This window comes from Rossellomorea sp. NS-SX7 (assembly GCF_052828565.1).
Genome location: NZ_CM128249.1, coordinates 3,724,082 through 3,745,553, shown reverse-complemented (window position 1 = coordinate 3,745,553; position 21,472 = coordinate 3,724,082). Strand labels below are relative to the sequence as shown.

Annotated in this window: 20 protein-coding genes and 1 riboswitch; of the genes, 14 read left to right on the top strand and 6 right to left on the bottom strand. The window is 39.8% G+C overall.

What is annotated here, in order from left to right; translation table 11 throughout:
- Positions 1–31: 31 nt before the first annotated feature.
- Positions 32–1,264 carry an efflux RND transporter periplasmic adaptor subunit gene (locus ACUXV2_RS18500; RefSeq protein ID WP_446244617.1) on the bottom strand — a complete coding sequence of 411 codons (1,233 nt, stop codon included), beginning with the start codon at positions 1,262–1,264 and terminating at the stop codon, positions 32–34.
- 21 nt (positions 1,265–1,285) lie between these two features.
- Entirely contained in the window at positions 1,286–1,951 is a 666-nt protein-coding gene (locus tag ACUXV2_RS18495) for a hypothetical protein (protein ID WP_446244616.1), read from the bottom strand.
- Between the two features lie 273 nt (positions 1,952–2,224).
- Positions 2,225–2,300, bottom strand: a riboswitch (cyclic di-GMP riboswitch).
- Between the two features lie 205 nt (positions 2,301–2,505).
- Here ACUXV2_RS18495 and ACUXV2_RS18490 point away from each other — a divergent pair.
- Positions 2,506–2,664 carry a hypothetical protein gene (locus tag ACUXV2_RS18490; protein WP_446244615.1) on the top strand — a complete coding sequence of 53 codons (159 nt, stop codon included), beginning with the start codon at positions 2,506–2,508 and terminating at the stop codon, positions 2,662–2,664.
- Positions 2,665–2,724: 60 nt separating this feature from the next.
- Here ACUXV2_RS18490 and ACUXV2_RS18485 read toward each other — a convergent pair whose 3' ends face one another.
- Entirely contained in the window at positions 2,725–3,138 is a 414-nt protein-coding gene (locus tag ACUXV2_RS18485; protein ID WP_446244614.1) for a helix-turn-helix domain-containing protein, read from the bottom strand.
- 704 nt (positions 3,139–3,842) lie between these two features.
- Between ACUXV2_RS18485 and ACUXV2_RS18480 the strand changes: the two genes are divergently transcribed.
- The 6 genes from ACUXV2_RS18480 to hutG all read left to right on the top strand — a co-directional run bounded on the left by ACUXV2_RS18480 (position 3,843) and on the right by hutG (position 10,584).
- Positions 3,843–4,334, top strand: a complete 492-nt coding sequence (locus ACUXV2_RS18480; RefSeq protein ID WP_446244613.1) for a hypothetical protein — start codon at positions 3,843–3,845, stop codon at positions 4,332–4,334.
- A 229-nt stretch (positions 4,335–4,563) separates the two neighbouring features.
- Positions 4,564–5,010, top strand: a complete 447-nt coding sequence (gene hutP / locus ACUXV2_RS18475) for a hut operon transcriptional regulator HutP (protein ID WP_446244612.1) — start codon at positions 4,564–4,566, stop codon at positions 5,008–5,010.
- Between the two features lie 184 nt (positions 5,011–5,194).
- Positions 5,195–6,718 (top strand): histidine ammonia-lyase, encoded by a 1,524-nt coding sequence (hutH, locus tag ACUXV2_RS18470; protein WP_446244611.1) that lies wholly within the window; start codon positions 5,195–5,197, stop codon positions 6,716–6,718.
- Positions 6,711–8,381, top strand: a complete 1,671-nt coding sequence (gene hutU, locus ACUXV2_RS18465; RefSeq protein WP_446244610.1) for a urocanate hydratase — start codon at positions 6,711–6,713, stop codon at positions 8,379–8,381. The genes hutH and hutU overlap by 8 nt, the downstream gene beginning before the upstream one ends.
- 3 nt (positions 8,382–8,384) lie before the next feature.
- Positions 8,385–9,665 carry an imidazolonepropionase gene (hutI, locus tag ACUXV2_RS18460; RefSeq protein WP_446244609.1) on the top strand — a complete coding sequence of 427 codons (1,281 nt, stop codon included), beginning with the start codon at positions 8,385–8,387 and terminating at the stop codon, positions 9,663–9,665.
- The gene (gene hutG / locus ACUXV2_RS18455) at positions 9,643–10,584 is read left to right on the top strand and encodes a formimidoylglutamase (protein WP_446244608.1); all 942 of its coding nucleotides are present in this window, start codon (positions 9,643–9,645) and stop codon (positions 10,582–10,584) included. The genes hutI and hutG overlap by 23 nt, the downstream gene beginning before the upstream one ends.
- 50 nt (positions 10,585–10,634) lie before the next feature.
- On the opposite strand, the gene ACUXV2_RS18450 is transcribed toward hutG, so the two are convergent.
- Both ACUXV2_RS18450 and ACUXV2_RS18445 read right to left on the bottom strand, forming a co-directional pair.
- Positions 10,635–10,952 carry a hypothetical protein gene (locus ACUXV2_RS18450; RefSeq protein ID WP_446244607.1) on the bottom strand — a complete coding sequence of 106 codons (318 nt, stop codon included), beginning with the start codon at positions 10,950–10,952 and terminating at the stop codon, positions 10,635–10,637.
- 211 nt (positions 10,953–11,163) lie between these two features.
- Positions 11,164–11,295 (bottom strand): hypothetical protein, encoded by a 132-nt coding sequence (locus ACUXV2_RS18445; RefSeq protein ID WP_446244606.1) that lies wholly within the window; start codon positions 11,293–11,295, stop codon positions 11,164–11,166.
- A 198-nt stretch (positions 11,296–11,493) separates the two neighbouring features.
- Here ACUXV2_RS18445 and ACUXV2_RS18440 point away from each other — a divergent pair, with 198 nt between their 5' ends.
- Positions 11,494–12,375, top strand: a complete 882-nt coding sequence (locus tag ACUXV2_RS18440) for a helix-turn-helix domain-containing protein (protein WP_446244605.1) — start codon at positions 11,494–11,496, stop codon at positions 12,373–12,375.
- Between the two features lie 342 nt (positions 12,376–12,717).
- Here ACUXV2_RS18440 and ACUXV2_RS18435 read toward each other — a convergent pair whose 3' ends face one another.
- The gene (locus ACUXV2_RS18435; protein ID WP_446244604.1) at positions 12,718–13,773 is read right to left on the bottom strand and encodes a LysM peptidoglycan-binding domain-containing protein; all 1,056 of its coding nucleotides are present in this window, start codon (positions 13,771–13,773) and stop codon (positions 12,718–12,720) included.
- A 274-nt stretch (positions 13,774–14,047) separates the two neighbouring features.
- Between ACUXV2_RS18435 and ACUXV2_RS18430 the strand changes: the two genes are divergently transcribed.
- From ACUXV2_RS18430 to ACUXV2_RS18405, 6 genes are all read left to right on the top strand, one after another.
- On the top strand, positions 14,048–15,010 hold the full coding sequence (locus tag ACUXV2_RS18430; protein ID WP_446244603.1) for a glycosyltransferase family 2 protein: 963 nt from the start codon (positions 14,048–14,050) through the stop codon (positions 15,008–15,010).
- Positions 14,925–15,392 carry a GtrA family protein gene (locus tag ACUXV2_RS18425; RefSeq protein WP_446244602.1) on the top strand — a complete coding sequence of 156 codons (468 nt, stop codon included), beginning with the start codon at positions 14,925–14,927 and terminating at the stop codon, positions 15,390–15,392. Before ACUXV2_RS18430 ends, ACUXV2_RS18425 begins: the two co-directional genes overlap by 86 nt.
- A gap of 139 nt (positions 15,393–15,531) precedes the next feature.
- A complete protein-coding gene (locus ACUXV2_RS18420) occupies positions 15,532–16,986 on the top strand; it encodes a hypothetical protein (RefSeq protein ID WP_446244601.1) in 1,455 nt (484 codons plus the stop codon).
- Between the two features lie 238 nt (positions 16,987–17,224).
- Positions 17,225–18,994, top strand: coding sequence for a hypothetical protein (locus ACUXV2_RS18415; RefSeq protein WP_446244600.1), 1,770 nt, complete (start codon positions 17,225–17,227; stop codon positions 18,992–18,994).
- A 14-nt stretch (positions 18,995–19,008) separates the two neighbouring features.
- The gene (locus tag ACUXV2_RS18410) at positions 19,009–20,280 is read left to right on the top strand and encodes a lipopolysaccharide biosynthesis protein (RefSeq protein ID WP_446244599.1); all 1,272 of its coding nucleotides are present in this window, start codon (positions 19,009–19,011) and stop codon (positions 20,278–20,280) included.
- A gap of 8 nt (positions 20,281–20,288) precedes the next feature.
- Positions 20,289–21,449, top strand: a complete 1,161-nt coding sequence (locus ACUXV2_RS18405; RefSeq protein ID WP_446244598.1) for a hypothetical protein — start codon at positions 20,289–20,291, stop codon at positions 21,447–21,449.
- Positions 21,450–21,472: the final 23 nt, after the last annotated feature.

Genomic DNA, 21,472 nt, shown 5'->3' with positions numbered 1-21,472 from the left:
CTCCAAGCAAGGAGCGGGAATCATCAAACGGTTATTTTCTTTCTAATATTCCTAATAGCAGGTTTTCCCAAACAGTTTGCCTGTCCATTTTCTTCAGATCCCTCAATTTGATCTTGTCCCAGTCGAGAGCTGTGATAAATGAAGCACCGTTCCTTAATGCAGGGACTTCATCAGGATTCATGATAAAATATTCTCCTGCTTTCACGCCGGATTTGATCTGTACTTTACCGACAACCTGAAGACCGGTTTCAACGGTTTTCTTCTTCACGACACCTTTATCAGTCAGCACCCAGACATGTTTTTTAGAGCCTGATTTTTCAACAGCCGTCACAGGAACGACCAATGTGTTCTTCACTTCATCCGTAATCACTGACACTAGTACATGATGACCTGGGAGAAGTTTGTTGTCTTCATCCTGCAGCTGAATCTTTATCGGATACATGCTGTCTGTTTCTAGATGAGGATCTCTTTTAGGAAGAGCAGAGACATCCGTTACAATTCCTTTTTGAGTCTTTTCTTCAACTTCGGATTGCACTTTTGCATTCATTTTTTCTTCGACTTCCATGATTTCTTTTTCCGTCAGATCAGTCGTGACCACCGTAGCTTCAGAAGAAATCGTGATCAGTGGATTTTGGACGGAGTGGGAAAGTTCTTTAACGATCCCCTCACCGCTGCTTTCAACTGTCAGTGTCGTTTCGTATGATTGCAAGTCGGAAATTTGACGCTCCAGACTGTCGATTTGATTTTCCAGGCGGTCAATCTCAAGTTCCCGGGAGGCAATCTCCTTCTTTATATCATATTCTGTTTCAAGGGCACTTGCTTCGAGTGGCATCTCTTCTTCATCATAAGTGGAAGGAAGAGAGTTCTCGAGCCGTTCGAGATCAGAGATGTTGTCTTCGATGCTGTCGATCTCATCTTCTAGCTGGTCGACTTCTGATTCGAGAACATCTTTTTGCCCTGTATAGTCGGTTACTTCATATTCATATAGAGGCGTACCTGCTTTTATTTCGTCGCCTTCTTTCACGAGGAACTTCTTGAAGGAGCCGAATTCATCGTTGAAATAAAGGTAGGTTTCTTCAGCAGATGTGACGACACCGGATTTGGGAAGCTCTTTTTGCAGGTCGTCTTTATCAAATGCGTCCCATTCTTCAATCCTGACTTCCCGGTCAACCTTGCTCTTTGCTTTTTCAATCAGGTATGCATTCGCCCCGACGAATAGGAGGGACAAAGAGAGACCGGTATATAATAATTTTCGTTTATTCATAATGATCCCAGCCTTTAGACGTTAAATTAATGTAGAAAAATCGATATAGGCTAAAAATGCAGTGATAGCCCAGAAAAATAGATTCGTTAGTAAGATGACGGTCCATATGAGCCAATTCTTTTGTTCGGTGAGTCGTTTCAGTCCTTTGTATTGGATGTAGAAAATCCAGATTTTGAACAGGGAGAAACTTCCCAAGAAATAAATAACCCATGGCTTCGATGTTATGTATTGGGCGATGACTCCAAGTGAAAGGGGAGACGAGAACCAATCCAGTGAGAAAAATAGAGATAATGGGATATAGGTTAAACGCTCGAGTAATAGGATGAGCAGGACTAACCCTTGAACGATTACGAGTTTGCGATATTCACCTTTTTCGGAGATCGTCCAGAAAATGATGCTTGGAATAAAAAGGATGATGATGGAATAGAATAGCCCGTTTAGGACTCTTCCTGAGAAGAACAGAAATTTCTCTAATTCATATAAAGTAGGGGCAAGTGTGTTTAGCTTTTTGGAAAGTGGGTCCATCCCTATACCGAACGAGGAAATTAAACCGAAAGCGAGGACGGATAACAGGATCAGACGAAATATGTTCTTTAAGTACCCTTTTGGATTTTCAGTGGTTGACAGGTCATAGAAAAAGAAAGAAGGACTTTTTAGCCCCTTGAAAATATTTATTTCTCTTTTCATAGCGGTTTCCTCCAAGTAGTATAGGCTGCATCTAATATTCTATCGAAAAAACGAGAACTTTTCCATATATTGTAGAATAATAGAAGAAACCAATAAAAAAAAGCGTCAAAAGACGCCTTTTTAGAATTAGAACCCATAAGTGAGAAGAGTGGTTCCTGCAACAACGATGGTTGTTACCGTGAAAATACCTACGTACATCATAATTTTGCGATTTTTCTTTTTAATCATTATTTCCTCTGGTGTTAAAAACGACAAATTTTATCACTCCTTGGTTTTGGTAGCTGGCTGGCGTTGGATAGCCCCTATAGCTTTGCGTCATCACCTTTCGATGATTTTGCCTTTATTCAGAACCCTACGAATATTTTACCATCTTCCCTATTTTTTATCGTCATAAACACAAGGATAAAAATAGTTAAAAAGTCACTATTTTTAATGTTTTTACTTTTGGTAAGTGTATAAATATGGTAATATATCTATTAATTGATGTTTGAACTTTCGACAACTAGTGTATTAAAGTAGTAGAAACCTGTTTAAATGTGTAGGAGGTTGTCTTTTTGAATAAGAAAGTCAGCAAGGAGCAGCATGTTCTCTCTGTCATGCAAAAAGCATTCGACAAAGGACAGCAGGGAAACATGGATGCAAATAAAATGTTAAATTGGCTAAAACAAGAACTACAAAGTGAATATACATTCCAAAACGAAAAAGCACTCTAATCCCAAATGGGCTAATAGAGTGCTTTTTTACGTTAATGTAAGGAAGTTCCCTCCGGTTCATTACCAATCTTGAGCGTAGTTGTAGAGTGAGCTTACCTGGCTGGCGAACTTTTCTTTTCGTTTCTCTGTTTGATAGGTGAGGGAAGCTAAAGTACGCTTTAATTTAGGATGATCATTCAGCATTTTGATGATTGCAGTTGTTTCCTCATCCTCGAATGATTCCCTCAGGACCAATGGGTCAGTGGTATATTCCCCTGCTTTCTCTCCATAGATGATGCGATTCATTTCTTCTGTTGGGATTTTATACACTTCTTTAAATTTGCGAAGCATTTTTGAGGGTATTTCCCTTTTTCCGCGTTCGTAATTGGACAGACTGCTTGATCCGATGTTGAGCCGCTCTGCAGCTTCTCCTTGAGACAAATCGAGTACTTCTTTTCGGTATCGCTGTAACTCTTCGTGTAATTCCAATTCCATACTTTTCACCGACTATCCCTTTTTCCTTCAAGATAATCTTTTTAACTTCGGTATCCGGATTATTCGACAATTTGAAAAGTATATGATCTTTTCAAATTGTTATCAAGATAATTCACTGTACCAAATTCCGTTAATCAGTAGTATGATAAAAAGTAAAATATTGTCATTTGTTGTTGTAAAAGAATGAAGGGTGGAGAAATGAATGAGAGAGAAGAAGCCAGAGAGTACTAAAAGCAGTAATCGAAATGCTGCAACAACTTATAGGAAAGAGAAGAATTGGAATCGAAATGACTTTGCTTCCAGCAAGGTGTGCTTTCACGTAACAAAGAAAAAGAAAAGTTACTTCCGGGCAGGGGACTATGGAAAAAAGCGGGTGCACTTCTTTTCTAACAACAAAGAAAACGACAAAAATTTTTTTGAACTATATATGATCAATCCTCAGCATGGTAGTACCCACTCCAATAAACTTATCTGTTTCATTCAAGAAAACGAGAGGATTATATACACTGGGAGGAGAGAGCAATAATAGCATATTGATGCCCGCCCCTCGGTGGCGATATAACGCAGTGAGGGACGGGCATTTGGAAAATATAAAAAGTTTGTAAAAAAGATTAACTTTTTACAGGAAAACGGAAATTGATGTCGAATTGTAAATTATAGGAAAATATTCCTAGTTAAAATTCAAGCTCAAAAAGGAGGAAGTAATGAACAAAGAATTCATTCTGGTTTTCGAAGATTTCCACGTATCAAGAAAAATCGTGACTACACCCAAAAAACACCTCGTTTTATTCCAGGGCCAGCAATACCACAATCGACTGGTCGTAGTAAGCAGACCGCCGGGCTTCTCTCACGCTTTAGAAGGAATCATGTATTCCGATAAGATCCTTGAAACGGTAGGGTTCAGCACGTTGTTTGCGCTACCAATCGATTCAAAGCATTCCATTCCGTTTAAATTTGTGCGTGTCGATGACAGGGATTGTAAACCCCTGGATTGTAAAATCGTGCTTGAAAACCAAGATGGGGAAGGCAAGTTGAATATCCGTGCCCGCTTTCCGAGTAAAGATACTTTGAATGATGCGGACAGGCAGGATATCCTCTCCTACCTGAGTCATAAATGCGACGGAGGGAGTATTACATACTTTCTGAAAAATCCTGATGTATATAAAGGAAAGGGCAACAAACAAGAAGATTCATAAAGGAGCCACCAGGCGAACCTGATTTCTAGGGACGTCTATTTTTAATGAAGCTTACAACCCTCAGTAACTAATTCTCATAAATCATTTCAACCTCTTTACCACGCTACCAAACTACCTCTCTAAGTTTCTAAAATCGCGACATTTTTCGTTGACCTATCGCAGTGTTCACCATACAATATAAGTAGTTATTAGTATTTTTAGAATTTTCTAGTTAAGGTGCGAATGCCACTTGGATAAAATGGATCATACCAAAATTGGAAAGAATGCCATGCTGCTCCTGCTCCTCGATCAGGAAGAGGAAGAGTGGAACCGGCATTTTAATGAATTGAACTGGAGCTATTGCACAGGCAAGATCGGCTCCATGGACAGTCAAAAAATTGTCGCTGCCATCGAAACGGCAGCAAAAAGAAGTGATCTTGTACGAGAAGATCTCTATCGTGAAATGCACGCGCTGTATCACGCGACCATGGAAGCCCTTACCGGGGTGACCAGGGGACACACCCAGATCGGGGAAGTCCTCCGAACGGTCGGCCTCCGATTCTCCATCGTAAGGGGAACACCTTACAAAAATGAAGAGGAAGGCGAATGGATCGCAGTCGCACTGTATGGAACGATTGGCGCGCCCATTAAAGGATTGGAACACGAAACAATCGGTTTAGGTATCAATCATATTTAATAGTTAAATAAGAAAAGAGCCTATAGAAACCAGTCAAAAGGAGGCTCGACCCGAGGCAGAACTCTGTCTTCGGGTCGAGCCTCTTTTTCTTGTTAGTAGGAAGTTTTTGAGGGCCGCTCCAGACCACGTTAAAGCGGTGCTTTAAAGGGTGAAAGCGAAAATAAATTAATTGAGGTGATAATAGATGGTTGTGTTAACAGGGGGTTCACTGAGTTTAGAGGATGCGAGAAAGATCATTTATGAAGGGGAAGAGGTCATCATTTCTCCGGAGAGTATGGAGCGGGTGAAGAAGAGCAGGGAAGCGGTTGAAAAGATCGTGAAGGAGAAGCGTGTGGTGTATGGGATCACGACGGGCTTTGGGAAGTTCAGTGATGTGCTGATCGATTCAGATGATGTGGAGGAGCTTCAGCTCAACCTGATCCACTCTCATGCTTGCGGTGTAGGCGACCCCTTCCCTGAAATGGTTTCGAGGGCGATGCTGTTACTAAGAGCGAATGCACTATTAAAAGGCTACTCCGGCGTTAGACCGGTCATCGTTGAAAGATTGGTAGAGTTCCTGAACAAAGAAATCCACCCGGTGATCCCGCAGCAGGGATCCCTCGGGGCAAGCGGAGACCTCGCGCCTCTTTCCCATCTGGCACTGGCTCTCATGGGCGAAGGAGAGGTCCACTTTAAAGGCGAAATCCATCAAACCCTGCCGGTACTTTCAAAAGAAAACATCTTCCCGGTCCAGCTTCAGGCAAAAGAGGGGCTGGCCCTCATCAACGGTACCCAGGCCATGACGGCGATGGGAGTCGTGGGATACCTTGAAGCGGAAGAGCTCGCATTCCAAAGCGAGATGATTGCCAGTCTTACAATGGAAGGCCTGCAAGGAATCATGGATGCGTTTGACGAAGATATACATTTAGTAAGAGGCTACCCTCAGCAAGTGGCAACGGCACAACGAATGAGGGAATACTTACGTGACAGCAAGCTCACGACGAAACAAGGGGACATCCGCGTACAGGATGCCTACTCCCTGCGATGTATCCCGCAAGTCCACGGAGCCTCCTGGCAGGCACTCGATTATGTAAAAGAAAAACTCGAAATCGAAATGAATGCAGCAACGGACAACCCGCTGATCTTCGAAAACGGGGAAAAGGTCATATCAGGCGGTAACTTCCATGGCCAACCGATCGCCTTCGCAATGGACTTCATGAAGATCGCCGTAGCGGAACTGGCTAACACTTCGGAACGCAGGATCGAACGGCTCGTCAACCCGCAGTTGAACGATCTGCCGGCATTCCTGAGTCCGCAGCCGGGATTACAATCGGGGGCGATGATCATGCAATACTGCGCGGCATCACTTGTTTCAGAAAATAAAACACTTGCCCACCCTGCAAGCGTCGATTCGATTCCATCTTCCGCAAACCAGGAAGACCACGTGAGCATGGGAACAATCGGTTCACGGCATGCATATCAAATTTTACAGAACACAAGAAGGGTCTTGGCGGTCGAATTGATCTGCAACCTGCAGGCAGTCGAGCACCGAGGTACGGATCTGCTTGCAAGCACGACACGCAAGTTTTATAAAGAAGCTAGAAAAATCGTTCCTTCCATTACAAAGGACCGCATTTTCTCAAAAGACATAGAAAAAGCAGCAAGCTGGCTGAAACAATTCCAATTAAAATCCATTACCAAAACAAAGGAGGAAACGACAAATGGTTAATGCAAACAAACGTATCGTCAATGTAAAAAAAGGAACGGAAATCGAGTGTAAGGGATGGGAGCAGGAAGCGGTACTCCGCATGCTGTACAACAACCTTGACCCTGAAGTGGCTGAAATCCCGGAAGAGCTTGTCGTCTACGGCGGAATCGGAAAAGCGGCTCGTAACTGGGAATCGTTCGATGCGATCGTCAACACACTAAGAAACCTTGAAAACGATGAAACGATGCTTGTCCAATCCGGAAAGCCGGTCGGCGTATTCAAGACCCATAAAGCGGCTCCAAGGGTTCTTCTTTCTAACTCAGTACTTGTACCGAAGTGGGCAAATTGGGAGCATTTCCACGAGCTTGATCAAAAAGGCCTCATGATGTACGGACAGATGACGGCTGGAAGCTGGATATACATCGGAACACAGGGAATCCTTCAAGGGACATACGAAACGTTTGCTGCATTAGCCAAGAAGCACTTCAACAACTCACTAAAAGGTACCATCACCCTGACAGCCGGCCTTGGCGGAATGGGTGGCGCGCAGCCGTTAGCCGTAACAATGAACGGAGGGGTTGTCATTGCAGTCGACGTCGATGAAGAGCGTATCCAGAAACGCCTCGATACAAAATACTGTGATGTGAAGACAGATTCATTAGAAGAAGCAGTCGCCATGGCTTACGAAGCAAGAGACCAGGGGAAAGCTCTGTCCATAGCGCTATTAGGAAACGCAGCGGAAGTTCACCACGAACTTTTAAAAAGAGGCGTGAAAATCGAAATCGTGACCGACCAAACGTCAGCTCACGATCCATTAAACGGTTATGTTCCTGAAGGATATACACTACAAGAAGCGGCACGTCTAAGAAAAGAAAATCCAGCCCAATACACCGAGCTGTCACAAAAAAGCATGGCCAAACATGTGGAAGCAATGCTTGAATTCCAAAATAGAGGTTCGATCGTATTCGACTACGGCAATAACATCCGCCAGGTTGCGAAAGATGAAGGAGTCGAAAATGCCTTCGACTTCCCTGGATTCGTTCCTGCCTACATCCGTCCGTTGTTCTGCGAAGGGAAAGGTCCGTTCAGATGGGCAGCACTTTCGGGCGATCCTGAGGACATTTACAGAACAGACCGCTTGATCAAAGAGCTGTTCCCTGAAAACGAAGCGCTGAACAGATGGATCGACATGGCGCAGGAGCAGGTATCGTTCCAGGGACTGCCTTCACGTATCTGCTGGCTGGGCTACGGAGAGCGTGTGAAGATGGGTCTTGCAATCAACGAGTTAGTGCGAAAAGGCGAACTGAAAGCTCCAATCGTTATTGGACGTGACCACTTGGACTGTGGATCAGTTGCTTCGCCGAACCGCGAAACGGAAAGCATGAAGGATGGCAGTGACGCAGTAGGGGATTGGGCAATCTTGAACGCACTGATTAACACAGCTGCAGGCGGCTCATGGATTTCCTTCCACCATGGAGGCGGAGTTGGAATGGGCTACTCCCTGCACGCTGGAATGGTTGTCGTAGCGGACGGTACTGACCTGGCTCAAGAAAGACTCCAACGAGTTCTGACTACCGACCCTGGAATGGGTGTCATTCGCCATGCGGACGCAGGCTACGATATCGCAGAAAAAACAGCTGAAAAACACAACATTCAAATCCCAATGAAAAAAGGAGGAGAATAAGGGATGACAAAACAATTCGACACAATCATCGAAAATATAGGACAGCTGCTCACGATGGATCATGGGGACGGACCTCTCAAAGGGAAACAAATGAGTGAGCTGCCGGTCCTCACAGAAGCAGCGATCGGAATCAAGGATGGACTGATTGATTGGATAGGCACCCATGAAGAAGCCCAATCCCATAAAGCAACCGAGCGAATCGACGCCGAAGGGAAACTCGTGACGCCAGGTCTTGTAGACCCGCACACACACCTAGTATTCGGAGGCTCCCGCGAACATGAAATGGCACTGAAGCAGCAGGGTGTACCATACTTAGAAATCCTTAAGCGAGGCGGGGGGATCCTCTCTACAGTAGGAGCGACCCGTGAAGCATCTGAAGAAGAACTGCTAAAAAAAGCCCGTTTCCATCTAGATAGAATGATTTCTTACGGGGTCACTACAGTTGAAGCGAAAAGCGGCTACGGTTTAGATAAAGACACGGAACTTAAGCAGCTCAGAGTAACCAAAAAATTAAATGAAGAACATGCTGCCGACTTAGTATCGACATTCTTGGGAGCACACGCAATCCCACCAGAATTCAAAGAACGATCCGATGAATTCTTACAAGGAATGCTCGACATGCTTGCAGACATCGAAAAAGAAAACCTCGCAGAATTCGTCGACATCTTCTGCGAAACAGGAGTCTTCACAGTCGACCAGTCACGCCAGTTCTTAAAAGCAGCAAAAGATAAAGGCTTCTCCGTCAAAATTCACGCCGACGAAATCGATCCGCTCGGCGGAACGGAAATGGCAACCGAAATCGGGGCGACAAGCGGAGACCATTTAGTAGGAGCATCCGAAAAAGGGATCCAGGCTTTAGGAGAAACAGACACCATCGCTGTCCTCCTTCCAGGCACATCCTTCTACCTGAACAAAGGAAAGTTCGCCAATGCGCGGGGCATGCTCGAAGCAGGAGCGGCAGTCGCTTTGTCAACCGATTTCAACCCGGGAAGCTCGCCAACAGAGAACCTGCAGTTCATCATGAACCTGGCATCGCTGCAGCTCAAAATGACGCCGGAAGAAATATGGAACGCGGTCACGGTCAACTCAGCATTTGCCATCAACAGAGGGGATCAAGCCGGCAGGCTCGTAAAAGGACGCAAAGCCGACATCGTGCTTTGGGATGCGCCAAACTATCATTACGTCCCGTACCATTACGGCGTGAATCACACCAACACCGTCATTAAAAACGGACGCATCATCTATCGCAAGGAGAAGCTTCATGAGCACATTTCAACACATTAAGCCGGCGGGGAAAGCGCAGTTCAAGGACCGCTACACGACGAAAGCAGCCGAGCTGCTGACACCATACACAGGCGGATCAAAAGGGGACATCGCCATCATTGGCGCCCCCCTTTCAAAGCCGTCCATCTCCCACTCGGGAGCAAGCTTTGCACCTGACGCGATCAGAAGATGCCTGAACTCCTTAACGACGTACAATATCGAAGAAGAAACGGACATCAGCAATCAAAAAATCATCGATTTCGGTGATATCACGATGCACCCTACATCCATGGAAGAGTGCCATCAGCGAATCTACCAATCAACAAAAGAAACCACAGGAGCACAAGCGGCACCGCTAACCATCATACTTGGCGGTGATCACTCCATCACCACCTCAACCGTGAAAGCTATCAAAGAAAACAAGGGTACCGTAGGCATCATCCAGCTCGACGCCCACCATGACCTGAGAAACACGGAAGACGGGGGGCCGACCAATGGAACACCGTTTAGAAGATTAATAGAAGAGGGGCATTTAAAAGGAGAGCATCTGATCCAAATCGGCATCCGAAACTATGCAAATGCGAAAGCCTATCACGACTATGCCATCGAAAACGGCGTGACCGTCCACACGATGAAGGACGTCAGACAACGCCCGATTACAGAACTGATCCAATCAGCCCTGAACCAACTGGACAATAAAGTCGATACCATCTACCTATCCGTCGACATGGACGTCCTTGACCAGGCATACGCCCCGGGCTGCCCGGCAATTGGACCCGGCGGCATGGACCCGGACACTCTCGCAGAAGCGGTCAAAACAGCCATCCAGCACCCGAAAGTTCAAACCATGGACATCGTGGAAATCGACCCTACGCTCGACATCCGGGACATGACCAGCCGGATCGCAAGCCTGCTTATCATCAACACACTCATCAAATAAGTGAAGGCCCGCCCTCATCGCTTTAACGCGACGGAGGGCGGGCCTTCCAATTATGCTTCACGATATAAATCGTAACCTGAGTGAACTTCTTTCATCCCGATCACCTGCAGGAAATGATTGAGCTTAACCATACATATGTTTTCAGTATCGTTCATGACTTCAAATCGGTCAATCACCGCGCATTTTGAAGTCTTTGTGTAGCTGATGCCCTTGGTGTTACGAGATATTTCCGAATCGTCCTGCATGGAGTACGTTGAAACCATCGCTTCCCCGACCTTGCTTTCACCTTGAACAAATTCGAAATGGAACTGGATCGACAAATCTACCTCGGAATATAGAGGATTTACTTTCATGTTGAGTTCTTTCATCATGAAGCCCCCTTTCTGTTATTGTACTTTTATCCTACCACGTTACAAATTCCAGTGTATTTTGGCTTATTCATGATTTATAGGCAAAAAAATCACAATTGGTTGATAAAACGTTTTCTTTTCTTGTATAACATAATTATAGGCATATTTTTTAAGGGTGAATTTTATTAATGAAAAAAGCTTCCTGAATGCAGGAAGCTTTAAAATAAACTTAATATACGTTTGTAGGTAGTTCAGCTTTTTGTATTTGTACACTTGCTGTATCCACAGAACTATTACTAAAGCCTGCCACACCAAGAAGTAAAACTGAAGCGGTCAGAATTGTAAGAAAACGTCTTTTCATAGGACTTTCCTCCCTTTCATGTTCAAGTGAATATTCGATAATATTAAAGATATATCTGTTATAATAATTAAAACACATATTTAATATTTGTACATTCCGGTTATGATGTCAAAATACCTAATTTTTGTGACTATTAATAGCCAATTCATTTGATTTCTTCGAAAAATATAACTCTAGGCATATTTAGGAGAGGGTTTTATGGATTTTACGGCAGTGGGAAAGAAGATAAAAGAGTTGAGAAAAACGAGCGGTCTTTCTCAGGAAGAGCTTGCACATGGGATATGTACCCAAGCACAGATCAGTAAAATTGAAAAAGGTGATGTTTTTCCCTATGCATCTACATTGTATCAGATTTCGCAGAAGCTTGGGGTCGATGTTAACTACTTCTTTGATATAGGGACGACTCCACGGCTTGATTATGTCCAGGAAGTGTTCCAGCAGCTCCAGATACTCCGCAGAAGTGTGAAATATGAAGAGATGATGGATATCGTTAAAGCTGAATTGGATAATCCATTGTTCTTACAGAATAATAAAAATCTACAGCTGCTACTTTGGCACAAGGGCATCTATTTGTACGAGGTAGAAAGAAATTTAAGTAAATCGGTTGAAACCCTCAAAGAGGCGATTAACCTGACTCATTATAAAGGTAAAATCATGTTGGAGAGAGAACTGGAAATCCTGTTAGCACTGGGAACCATCTATTTCAAAGAGGACATAAACAAGGCTCTTGAAGTATTTGAAGAGATCAAAGGACATCTGCAACTTCTTCCCCACCTGAATGATTACACGATTAAAACGCGACTATATTATAATATAGCAAGAGTACTGACGCGTTTAAACAGAATAGAGGAATCAAATAAGTACTGTGAAGACGCAATAAAATGGTGTCTTCATAAAGATAGTGTCTTTCTTCTGGGAGAGCTGCACTACCAAACAGGCTATAATTTGGAGCTGTTGAATAAACCTGAGGATGCCGTCCGTTACATGGAAAAAGCGATCGTGGTATTTGATCTTCAACAGGATTTAAAACACATTCAATTCATACAAAACAGAATAAAGGAACTAAGTGCACTGATTTAATAAGGCAGGTACTCTTTTCACGCGAGTACCTGCCTTATTTTTTATTGTAGTACAGTCACATATCGGACATTCCTACATTTCCTGCGCTCTCCTTTGCTGTGTCTGCTTTTCCTGTTCCGATTACTTTGTTTTCCCCTTTCACCGATTTGCTTATGTAGGTCACTTTGTTGACTTGTGGCAAAGTGGCACGGTAAATGATCTAGTGAAATGAATGACAAGGGGATAACTGAAATAATCTCATAGAAAATAAATAACCGAACAAATGTGAACTTCTAATTAAAGCTTCACGTTTGTTCGGTTTTGATTGATTAATATCCTTTTGTCCCAGCCTCTAAACTGAAACTAGTAGAAACGTTTAAACCCATCAAATTTAGATTTCCAATATGAATGATTCAAACTCGTAATTTCGACCCCGTTATCTCCAGCGTGGATGAATTTATCATTTCCTACATAAATTCCAAGATGAGAAATTCCTTTTTTGTAAGTGTTCTCGAAAAAGACAAGATCCCCGACAGAAGGCTTATTTACGTAGAAAGAACGATTGTAATAACCGCCGCTGGACAAACGATTAATGTTTTTGCCGGCTTTGTTATAGACGTAATAGATAAATCCGCTGCAGTCAAATCCTCCCAATGCAGATCCGCCCCATACATAAGGAGTTCCTAGAAGTGACTTTGCTTCATTAAGTAGAGTTTCAGTATAAGAATTAGGAGAGGAGGCTTCGTCATTAACTGCTGGAGTTTCTTTTTGTGGTGACTTCGTAAGCATTAATCCTTGTCCTGCATATATCATGTCAGTGGATAAACCATTAAGCTTCTTAATCTCAGCCACAGAAATTCCTGTTTTAATACTTATATGAGTAAGTGTATCTCCTGGTTTAACTTTGTAAGAAGAAGCAGTATTTTCTGGCGTTTCAGAAGACGGTGGAACAGGTGACGTAACTGGTATTTCTGAAGAGTTACTGTTTTCTTGTCCCTCACTGGCAGCAGATATTACTAGTTTTTGTCCCGGGTAGATGATATGACTCGAAATACTGTTCCATTTATTAAGTTCTGCTAATGTAATAGAATGTTTATTCGCAATCCCGATAAGAGTATCCCCTGCTTTAATTGTGTAGGTTTTTGCTGAAGGTGCAGCAGATGGCTCTTGTGATTGAGTTGGAGTTTCAGCAGGCAGGTTTACTTGGGAGTCTACTATTTTTAATACTTGATTAGGATAAATGATGTCTGATTGGATCTTATTTAATGACTTTAATTGGGTCACGCTGGTATCGTGTTTTCGGGCGATGGACCATAGAGAGTCACCAGATTGAACCTTATATGTACTTGCCGCGACTTCAGAAACAAAGGTAGACGATAACACAGCCGTGGCTGCTACAGTAACCAACGTTTTTTTCACATGCCTTACTCCTTTTTGTCATAGATTGGTGGATTATACTGTCATTTTATCACATATTTTAGGTGTTTTATTGAATTTTTTATTAATATTTTGATTTTATTTAGTAAAATAGTCCTTGGTGATAAGTGGATTAAATGAATTTTGAAGCAAATAAAAGATTACATACTTTTTTTAGGAAGTGAATGATACAATACATAAGAATTTATTAAATATTTTCGATTAACAATCTGTTTAATAAATATTACTCTTATTACTAAACTAGTAGGGTGGTTTAATGAAAAAGGTAACAATCATTGTTCCGGCATATAATGAAGAAGAGGTTCTGGAACAGTTATATACAAGGCTTGTAACAGTCATTGACAGGATTGATAACTATGATTTTGAATTGCTCTTTATTAATGATGGGAGCCAAGATAGTACTCTTTCAATCCTAAAGGATTTAAGAAGAAATGATAGAAGAGTGGCGTATGTAGATCTCTCGAGAAATTTTGGTAAAGAGATTGCAATGATTGTCGGGTTGGACTTTTCTGAAGGGGATGCGGTTATATTCATTGATGCGGATCTGCAGGATCCTCCAGAACTCATACCTGACATGATTAGATATTGGGAACAAGGATACGATGATGTTTATGCCAAAAGAAAATCCAGATCGGGTGAATCCTGGTTCAAAAAATACTCGGCGGCCAGGTTTTATAAGCTGCTGAAGAAGACAACTAGAATTCCTATACAAGAGAACACCGGTGATTTCCGTCTGCTTGATAAAAGGTGTGTGGAAGCATTAAAACAATTGAGGGAATCACAACGTTACACAAAAGGGATGTTTAGCTGGATTGGCTACAACAAGAAAGAACTGACATTTGATAGGGATCCGAGAGCGGCAGGCCAAACGAAGTGGAATTATTTCCGACTAGCGGATCTAGCAATTGAAGGAATTACATCCTTCACCACTTTCCCTTTAAGACTAGCTTCATTAATTGGAGTCGTTATTTCAATTATATCTTTTATTTATATGTTTATTATTATCGCAAAGACACTTATATATGGGGAGACGGTGAGTGGATATCCCTCTTTGATGGCTGTCATATTGTTCCTTGGCGGTATTCAATTATTATCTTTAGGAGTTATAGGAGAATATTTGGGAAGAGTTTTCAATGAAACCAAGAAAAGACCGCTTTATTTTATTAATGAATACAATAATCAGAAAGCTACTAATTCAAAAGAAAATGAAAAATATTAAAGAGGCAATTGCCTATCTTGTGATGGGAGTGTTAACTACTGTCATAAATATTGCAGTTTTCTTTGTATGCAATGATATAGTAGTTAAAAATTATATAGTAGCTACCTCAATCGCCTGGCTGATCTCAGTATTATTTGCCTACTTTACAAATAAAATATTTGTATTCCATTCACGTTCATTCGAATTAAATGTTATTTACCATGAAATTTTAAGGTTTATTGGTTTCCGAATAACTTCCTATATAATTGATGTTCTATTAATGATCGTTCTAATAGAGTTTTTCATTCTTGAAGAAAATATATCAAAGATAGTGTCTAATGGATTTGTAGTAATAATGAATTATTTTGCAAGTAAGTATTTAGTTTTTAACAAAAAAGACTAGTCATGATTTTATTTGAAAGTAGTGGGTTTTATTGAATAAGTTAACTTATCGATCCATTCTGTTCCTTATTTATTTCATTACATATGGCATCACCCTGTTATCTCAAGGGGTATTTTGGGATGATGTGGGAGTAGTTGGAATGGATAAAGAGACTATTATGGAATGGCACAGGATGGCTGGTCTACCATGGATAGGCATATTGATTGGTTTCCTGAGTGAAATTGGTTTATTTTATTATCATGTGGTCTCATTAATTGCATTTTTTTTAACTGGAATTTGCCTTGATGTTATTCTGAAACATCATTCAGATATAATTGGTAAATACGAAAGATTTTTCATCGTATCCATCTTTCTGATTTTCCCTGTTTTCACAGAAAGAATTTTAGTGATTATTGGGTGGTATACAATTCCTTACTTGTTATTTTTCATTGGATGGATGCTTTTAGCTGCATACTTTAATAAACCAAGTAAATGGATAAGGGTTTTTACATTAATCCTATTGTTCCTGTCCTTCTCTCATAATGCATTTCTTTTTTTCTATGGTTTAGTCCTTATTTATATCTTGTATCGGAAGTTCCCTGGAAATTTGTCCGAAATCATTTTACTGCCAGTAAAATATGTAGATTTTATTTTATTGCCGATAGCTGCATTTGCATTACAAAGAAAATTCCAGCCCTATGGCTTATATGAAGGGTACAATGACCTTACCATTTCACGTTTGATCAATGGGATAAGTGCTTCTTTTAAGGCTGTGAAATATTCATTTTATGATGTAATAGGAATGTCCTTTAATAATGTGGTCGTGGTGGTAGCAGCTCTATGCACAAGTGTATTGATTTTCTATATTATTCGAAGAAAGAACATAGGCGGAATGATTAAGAGTAATGGTTATAAAAAAGATATCTATTTGCTTTTATTCGGTTTATTAGCACTTTACATGGCAGTGTATCCTTATAGTGCAGTAGGTAAATTAGCAGAACATACAGGGTGGCATGGAAGGTGGCAGTTATTAGTCCCATTAGGAGCTGCGTTTACTATATATTACAGCATGAAACTCCTTTTTGGATTTTTCAGGATAAACAAACAGCATCTCGTTCTGGTCCACACGATTCTTATCGTTTTATTTGTAAGTTTGAATCTAAGTTTTTATATTGAATATTATCGGGATTATTTTAAACAACAGGGATTTATACATAGCATTCAAGAAACAGATATAGTTGCTCAACATTCAACTTTTATAATCAAAGATAATACGCTTTCTTTAAATGCTAAGCAAAGAAGCTATAATTTTTATGAATACAATTATCTAATGGAGAAAGCAATGGGCGTTCCGTCACGTCTTAATTTAATATTTGGAAAAAATCAAGAAGTAGGAGATTTACTAAAGTATAGTAAGTATAAAAATTATCATTTTAATAAATATGAACCTTCTGAACCAGAAGTGCTAATTGAAGTAAATCAAGGGGATCACAATTTGGAAGGGGACTTCGCAGTGTTACAGCTGCTCTTTAATCAATACTTTAATCAATCGCTTTATGATAGTCGGATTAAGGAAGTCATTAACATACAGTATTCATACATTAATAACGAATAGCTCAACTAAACCGAACTTGAAATTAGATAACTGGTTCACTGATCAATAGTGTAACCAGTTTTTTGTTGAGTGATATGACTTAAATTGTAATTTCTTCATCCAATAGGTCGTTTGTATGATAAAATTTAGGTTGTCGAATTTTGTTTAGATAATATAGACATCGATGTAAATTTCTTCACCTTGTATGTATGAATTGAACAATTTAAGATAGAATAATAGAGTTTTCAGGGAGGTAACCATGGGTCGCTTTTTTATTTCTAATAATGAAGAAAGAAGATCTATAGATTTAAATCTAAATAAAGAAACAGGGTTTCATTCAAAGCAAACGAAAACAATTGCTAAAACAACGATAGATGTATATAAAAAAAGAAATATCGAACACGAAAATGTATTCGTAATGGATGATGATCACTTCATATTCGGAACAGGCACCTATATCTACAAAGGCAGCAAAGGCAGCTCTGCTTTAAAAGGCATATTAGAAGACTTTAAAAAAGGCATACCTTTTCTACAGGATCACGTGATAGGGCAATTTGCAATCGGCATAAAATGGGGCAGTGAACTTTATCTATTTACAGATAAATACAATGTGTATGAAGTCTTTTACCAAATAGATGATTCAGGACGTTGGTCAGTGTCCAATGCTTTTTATAACCTTGCTCAATCTTCTGGAAGTCAAACTGTAATAAGAGAGAAATTTTTAGAAGAAGTATTTCAAGTGGGAATCATGGGGGAAGAAACCTTCCTTAAAGGAATAAAAAAATTAATGGGTTATCAATATATATTGATTAGCAATAATTCATTAATCGTAGAAGAAATCCAGTATAAGAAGGTAAGCCAAGACTTCTCAAGTTTTGAGGAATGTGTATCTATATACAAAGATAAGGTAAAAGAAGTTTTTGGTGAGATTAAAAGTGCATTTGGTAATGACATCGTATTGGATATGACTGGTGGATTTGACTCAAGGGCTATTTTCTCGTCTTTCAATGCCGTGGATTGTAAAGTAAGACTTGCATACGGAATTGGTAATACCAACATTACAAACACTAAAGAAGAAGATTTGAATATCGTAAAACAATTTGCCGCTAAATATGATCGAGATCTGCACCTTATGAATTGGGAACATAATTATGAGTTTGATAAACGTTATTTAGAAAAACAGCTGAAACAATATGGTATCCATTATAAAATTTATGGGGCAAACTCCAATTATTTCAAGGAATACGAATCCAGGGATCCTTACCCGGGTTTATTTGTTAATGGAGATTTCGGGGAGAATCTAAAGGCCAGAGAATGGCTGGAAGAGATTCCTATGAACTCGATCACACTCAAAAAGATAATAAAAGATTATCACTTGCCTCTTCCGGTTAATAAAAATACATTCACTAAGAAAGAGTATTATGAAAAATACACTTCTTATCTGTACGATCAACTCAATAAACTTGTCAAGAAATATAATATAAAGGTCGAAAATGGAAAAGTATCAAAAGACAATTTTGATGAACTGAGGCAAATTTTCGCCCGTTCAATGGATAACAAATTAGTCAACTTCAGAAATGAGTTCAGTTATTCTCTTGTACCATTCGGAACGACTCAGTTATACGAATATATGTTTAATGTACCTTATGAATATAGAAGGAATAGTCGTTTCCAAATGGCGCTTATTAAAGAGATGGATGAAAGTGTTATGGACATCCCAATATTTTCTCATACGAAAGAATTTAAAGAACCTACATTCAATGCGAAGAAATATATTAAGGGATTGCTCCGCAGTAAAATGGATAACTTTTACCAGTATTATTACTCTTTCAAACATAAGAATAAAGAAACTTCAAAAATAGAAGAAGAATATAGAAACTATTTAGAAACATCAACTATGGTAACGAAATTCCTTGACGCAGGGTCTCTGTTTACGGAAAGGTTAGTAGTCCGGGCAGCATTATACACTTTACTTTTGGAAAATATAAATGCTGATACAATCGAAGAGGCTGACAAAGACACACAATAGAAACTGGTGGTACAATGTTCAATAGACTTTTTAAATCTGCATCCATTTACCTGTTCTCAACGATATTAAACGCGGCAATTCCTTTTTTGTTAATTCCTATTTTCACAAGGAATATGGGAACTGTGGAGTACGGAATATTCTCTATGTTTCAGCTTACCCTGCTTCTTCTTGGTCCAATTGCAGGTTTGAGTATTAATGGTGCGATTACAAGGCAGTACTTTGATAGAGATAAAATCAACTTTCCTAACTACGTAACAAATTGCTTGTATATATTAGCAATTAGTGGTGCGGTGCTCCTCATCGTTTCGTTTGTGGCACAAGATTTGGTATATTCACTGACAGATTTAACATTTGAATGGATTGCACTGGCTGTTGTAGTATCCATAAGCCAGTTTGTATTCCAAGTTGTCCTTGTGATTTTTCAAGTTCAGTCTATGGCGATTAAATATGGAATATTCCTTATTACTCAATCGCTTATTAACGGTTTATTATCAATTATCTTTGTTGTAGTATTAAATGGTGGCTGGGAAGGAGCTGCTCTTGGTTTCTCCCTTTCTTATATCATTTATGGAATCATAGGCTTCATCATATTATTTAAAGGAAAGTTTATAGAGCATACTATTCACATTCCTTATATTAAGGGAGCCCTTGATTTTGGTATTCCGTTGATTCCTGTGGCTATCGGGATGGTTCTTATCAACATGCTTGATAGGTTATTTATCAAGAACATGGTAGGTTTGGAAGCAGTGGGATTATATACAATCGGTTATCAAATATCCATGATTCTTATGATTTTTATTAATGGTTTTAATAAGGCGTGGGTGCCTTGGTTGTTTGATCGCTTGAAAAAAGAATCTGTATCAGAAAAGCTGAAGATTGTTCGATTTACTTATCTTTACTTTGGTTTTCTTATACTTGCTGCAGTTTTGTTGGGGCTCCTATCACCGTTTATTCTTAAATACTATGTGAGTGAACAATATCAAGGGGCAAGTATCTTTGTGATCTGGATCGCGATTGGATATGCTCTTAATGGAATGTATAAAATGATGACAAACTATGTTCATTATGCAAAGAAAACCAAATATAACTTTTGGGTATTGCTAATAGCTGTTCCTATCAATATCATCCTAAATTATTATTTCATTTCTTGGTTTGGTCCAATCGGAGCAGCGCAAGCTACCACTATATCCTTTTTAGTGGCTTTTATTGCAATGTGGTTATTATCAGCTAAAGTTTACCCAATGCCATGGTTTTTCAGGATAAAAAATAAAAGAATGAATGGATAGGTGTTAGTATGTATTACTTCTTATTTGGACTGCTTACAGTATCACTAGCATTACTACTATTTGTAGTATTTAAGTATTCAGAACATAGAAAATCTCTGGCCATTCTATATTTCATACTAATAAACAGCTTTTATGGTCCTGCTGTTTATTATGTTATCTTTAATGGAAGGGCATATAAGGCTTTTAGTGAGAGTACCTTTAATTTTTATCAAGGGTATTCTATCTTCTTTTTTGTGATGATGACACTATTTGTAATAGGAAAAAATAAGGCTGGGTCCGGTTTTTTAAGCAAGCCCAATTTTAATGATCTTTCAAATAACAAATTAGTAAACATCTATATCGGAGCTGTTTCCGCCGTTATATTTGGGTATATACTGTTATATCTACCGCATTTCCCTTTAGTTCATTTAATGACTAAATTCACAATGATAGAGAGACCGGATATGTCCGGAGCTATCCCTTTATATTATACGTTTTCCACCTTTATCCATTTTATTTTACCAGCGATGTACCTTTATTACTTTGATAAAATAAAATCGAACAAACTAAAATGGGGATTATTTGTACTGCTGAGCTTTTTGCTTTTGTTAGGAGGCAATAAAGGGGTACTGGTATATTTTTTCATTTTTGTATGGGTATTTATATTTAAGCTAAAAATAAACCTTAAGCTTGCGGCAATGCTAACGTTTGCCTTTACTGCGTATATGATTATTTCGGGTGGGGCAATTGCTTCCGGGATCAGAAGGTTTTTTGTTACACAGGGAGCTGGATTGATTGCTCGCTTTGAGCTCATTTTTAGAGATTTTGATTTTGATTTCGATAAGATTAACCAGCAGGTTTTCTATTTCGTGTACGGTTATCCTGAAGGAAGTCAGCCAACTTTCTTTGCAGGGGATTTCACTGTCATCTACGGAATCGTACTTGGAACATTAATCACTCTTGCAGTCCTGGCTGTATTTATGTTTATTTCTAAGTTCGTAGATATACACTTTTCTTCCAACTTATTTGTTCTTTGGAGTTTTACAGTGTGTGTCTATTTGGTTGGTATGGGATCATTGGATTTTCCGAAGTTCTCAAGGATTTTTGCTGTAGTATTAAACGTGGTTATCGTATTGATTCTAGAAAAGTATGGAAGTGGCATACTGGCTGGATTTAAGAAAAAAAAATAAGTTTACTTATGAGGAGGCACCTA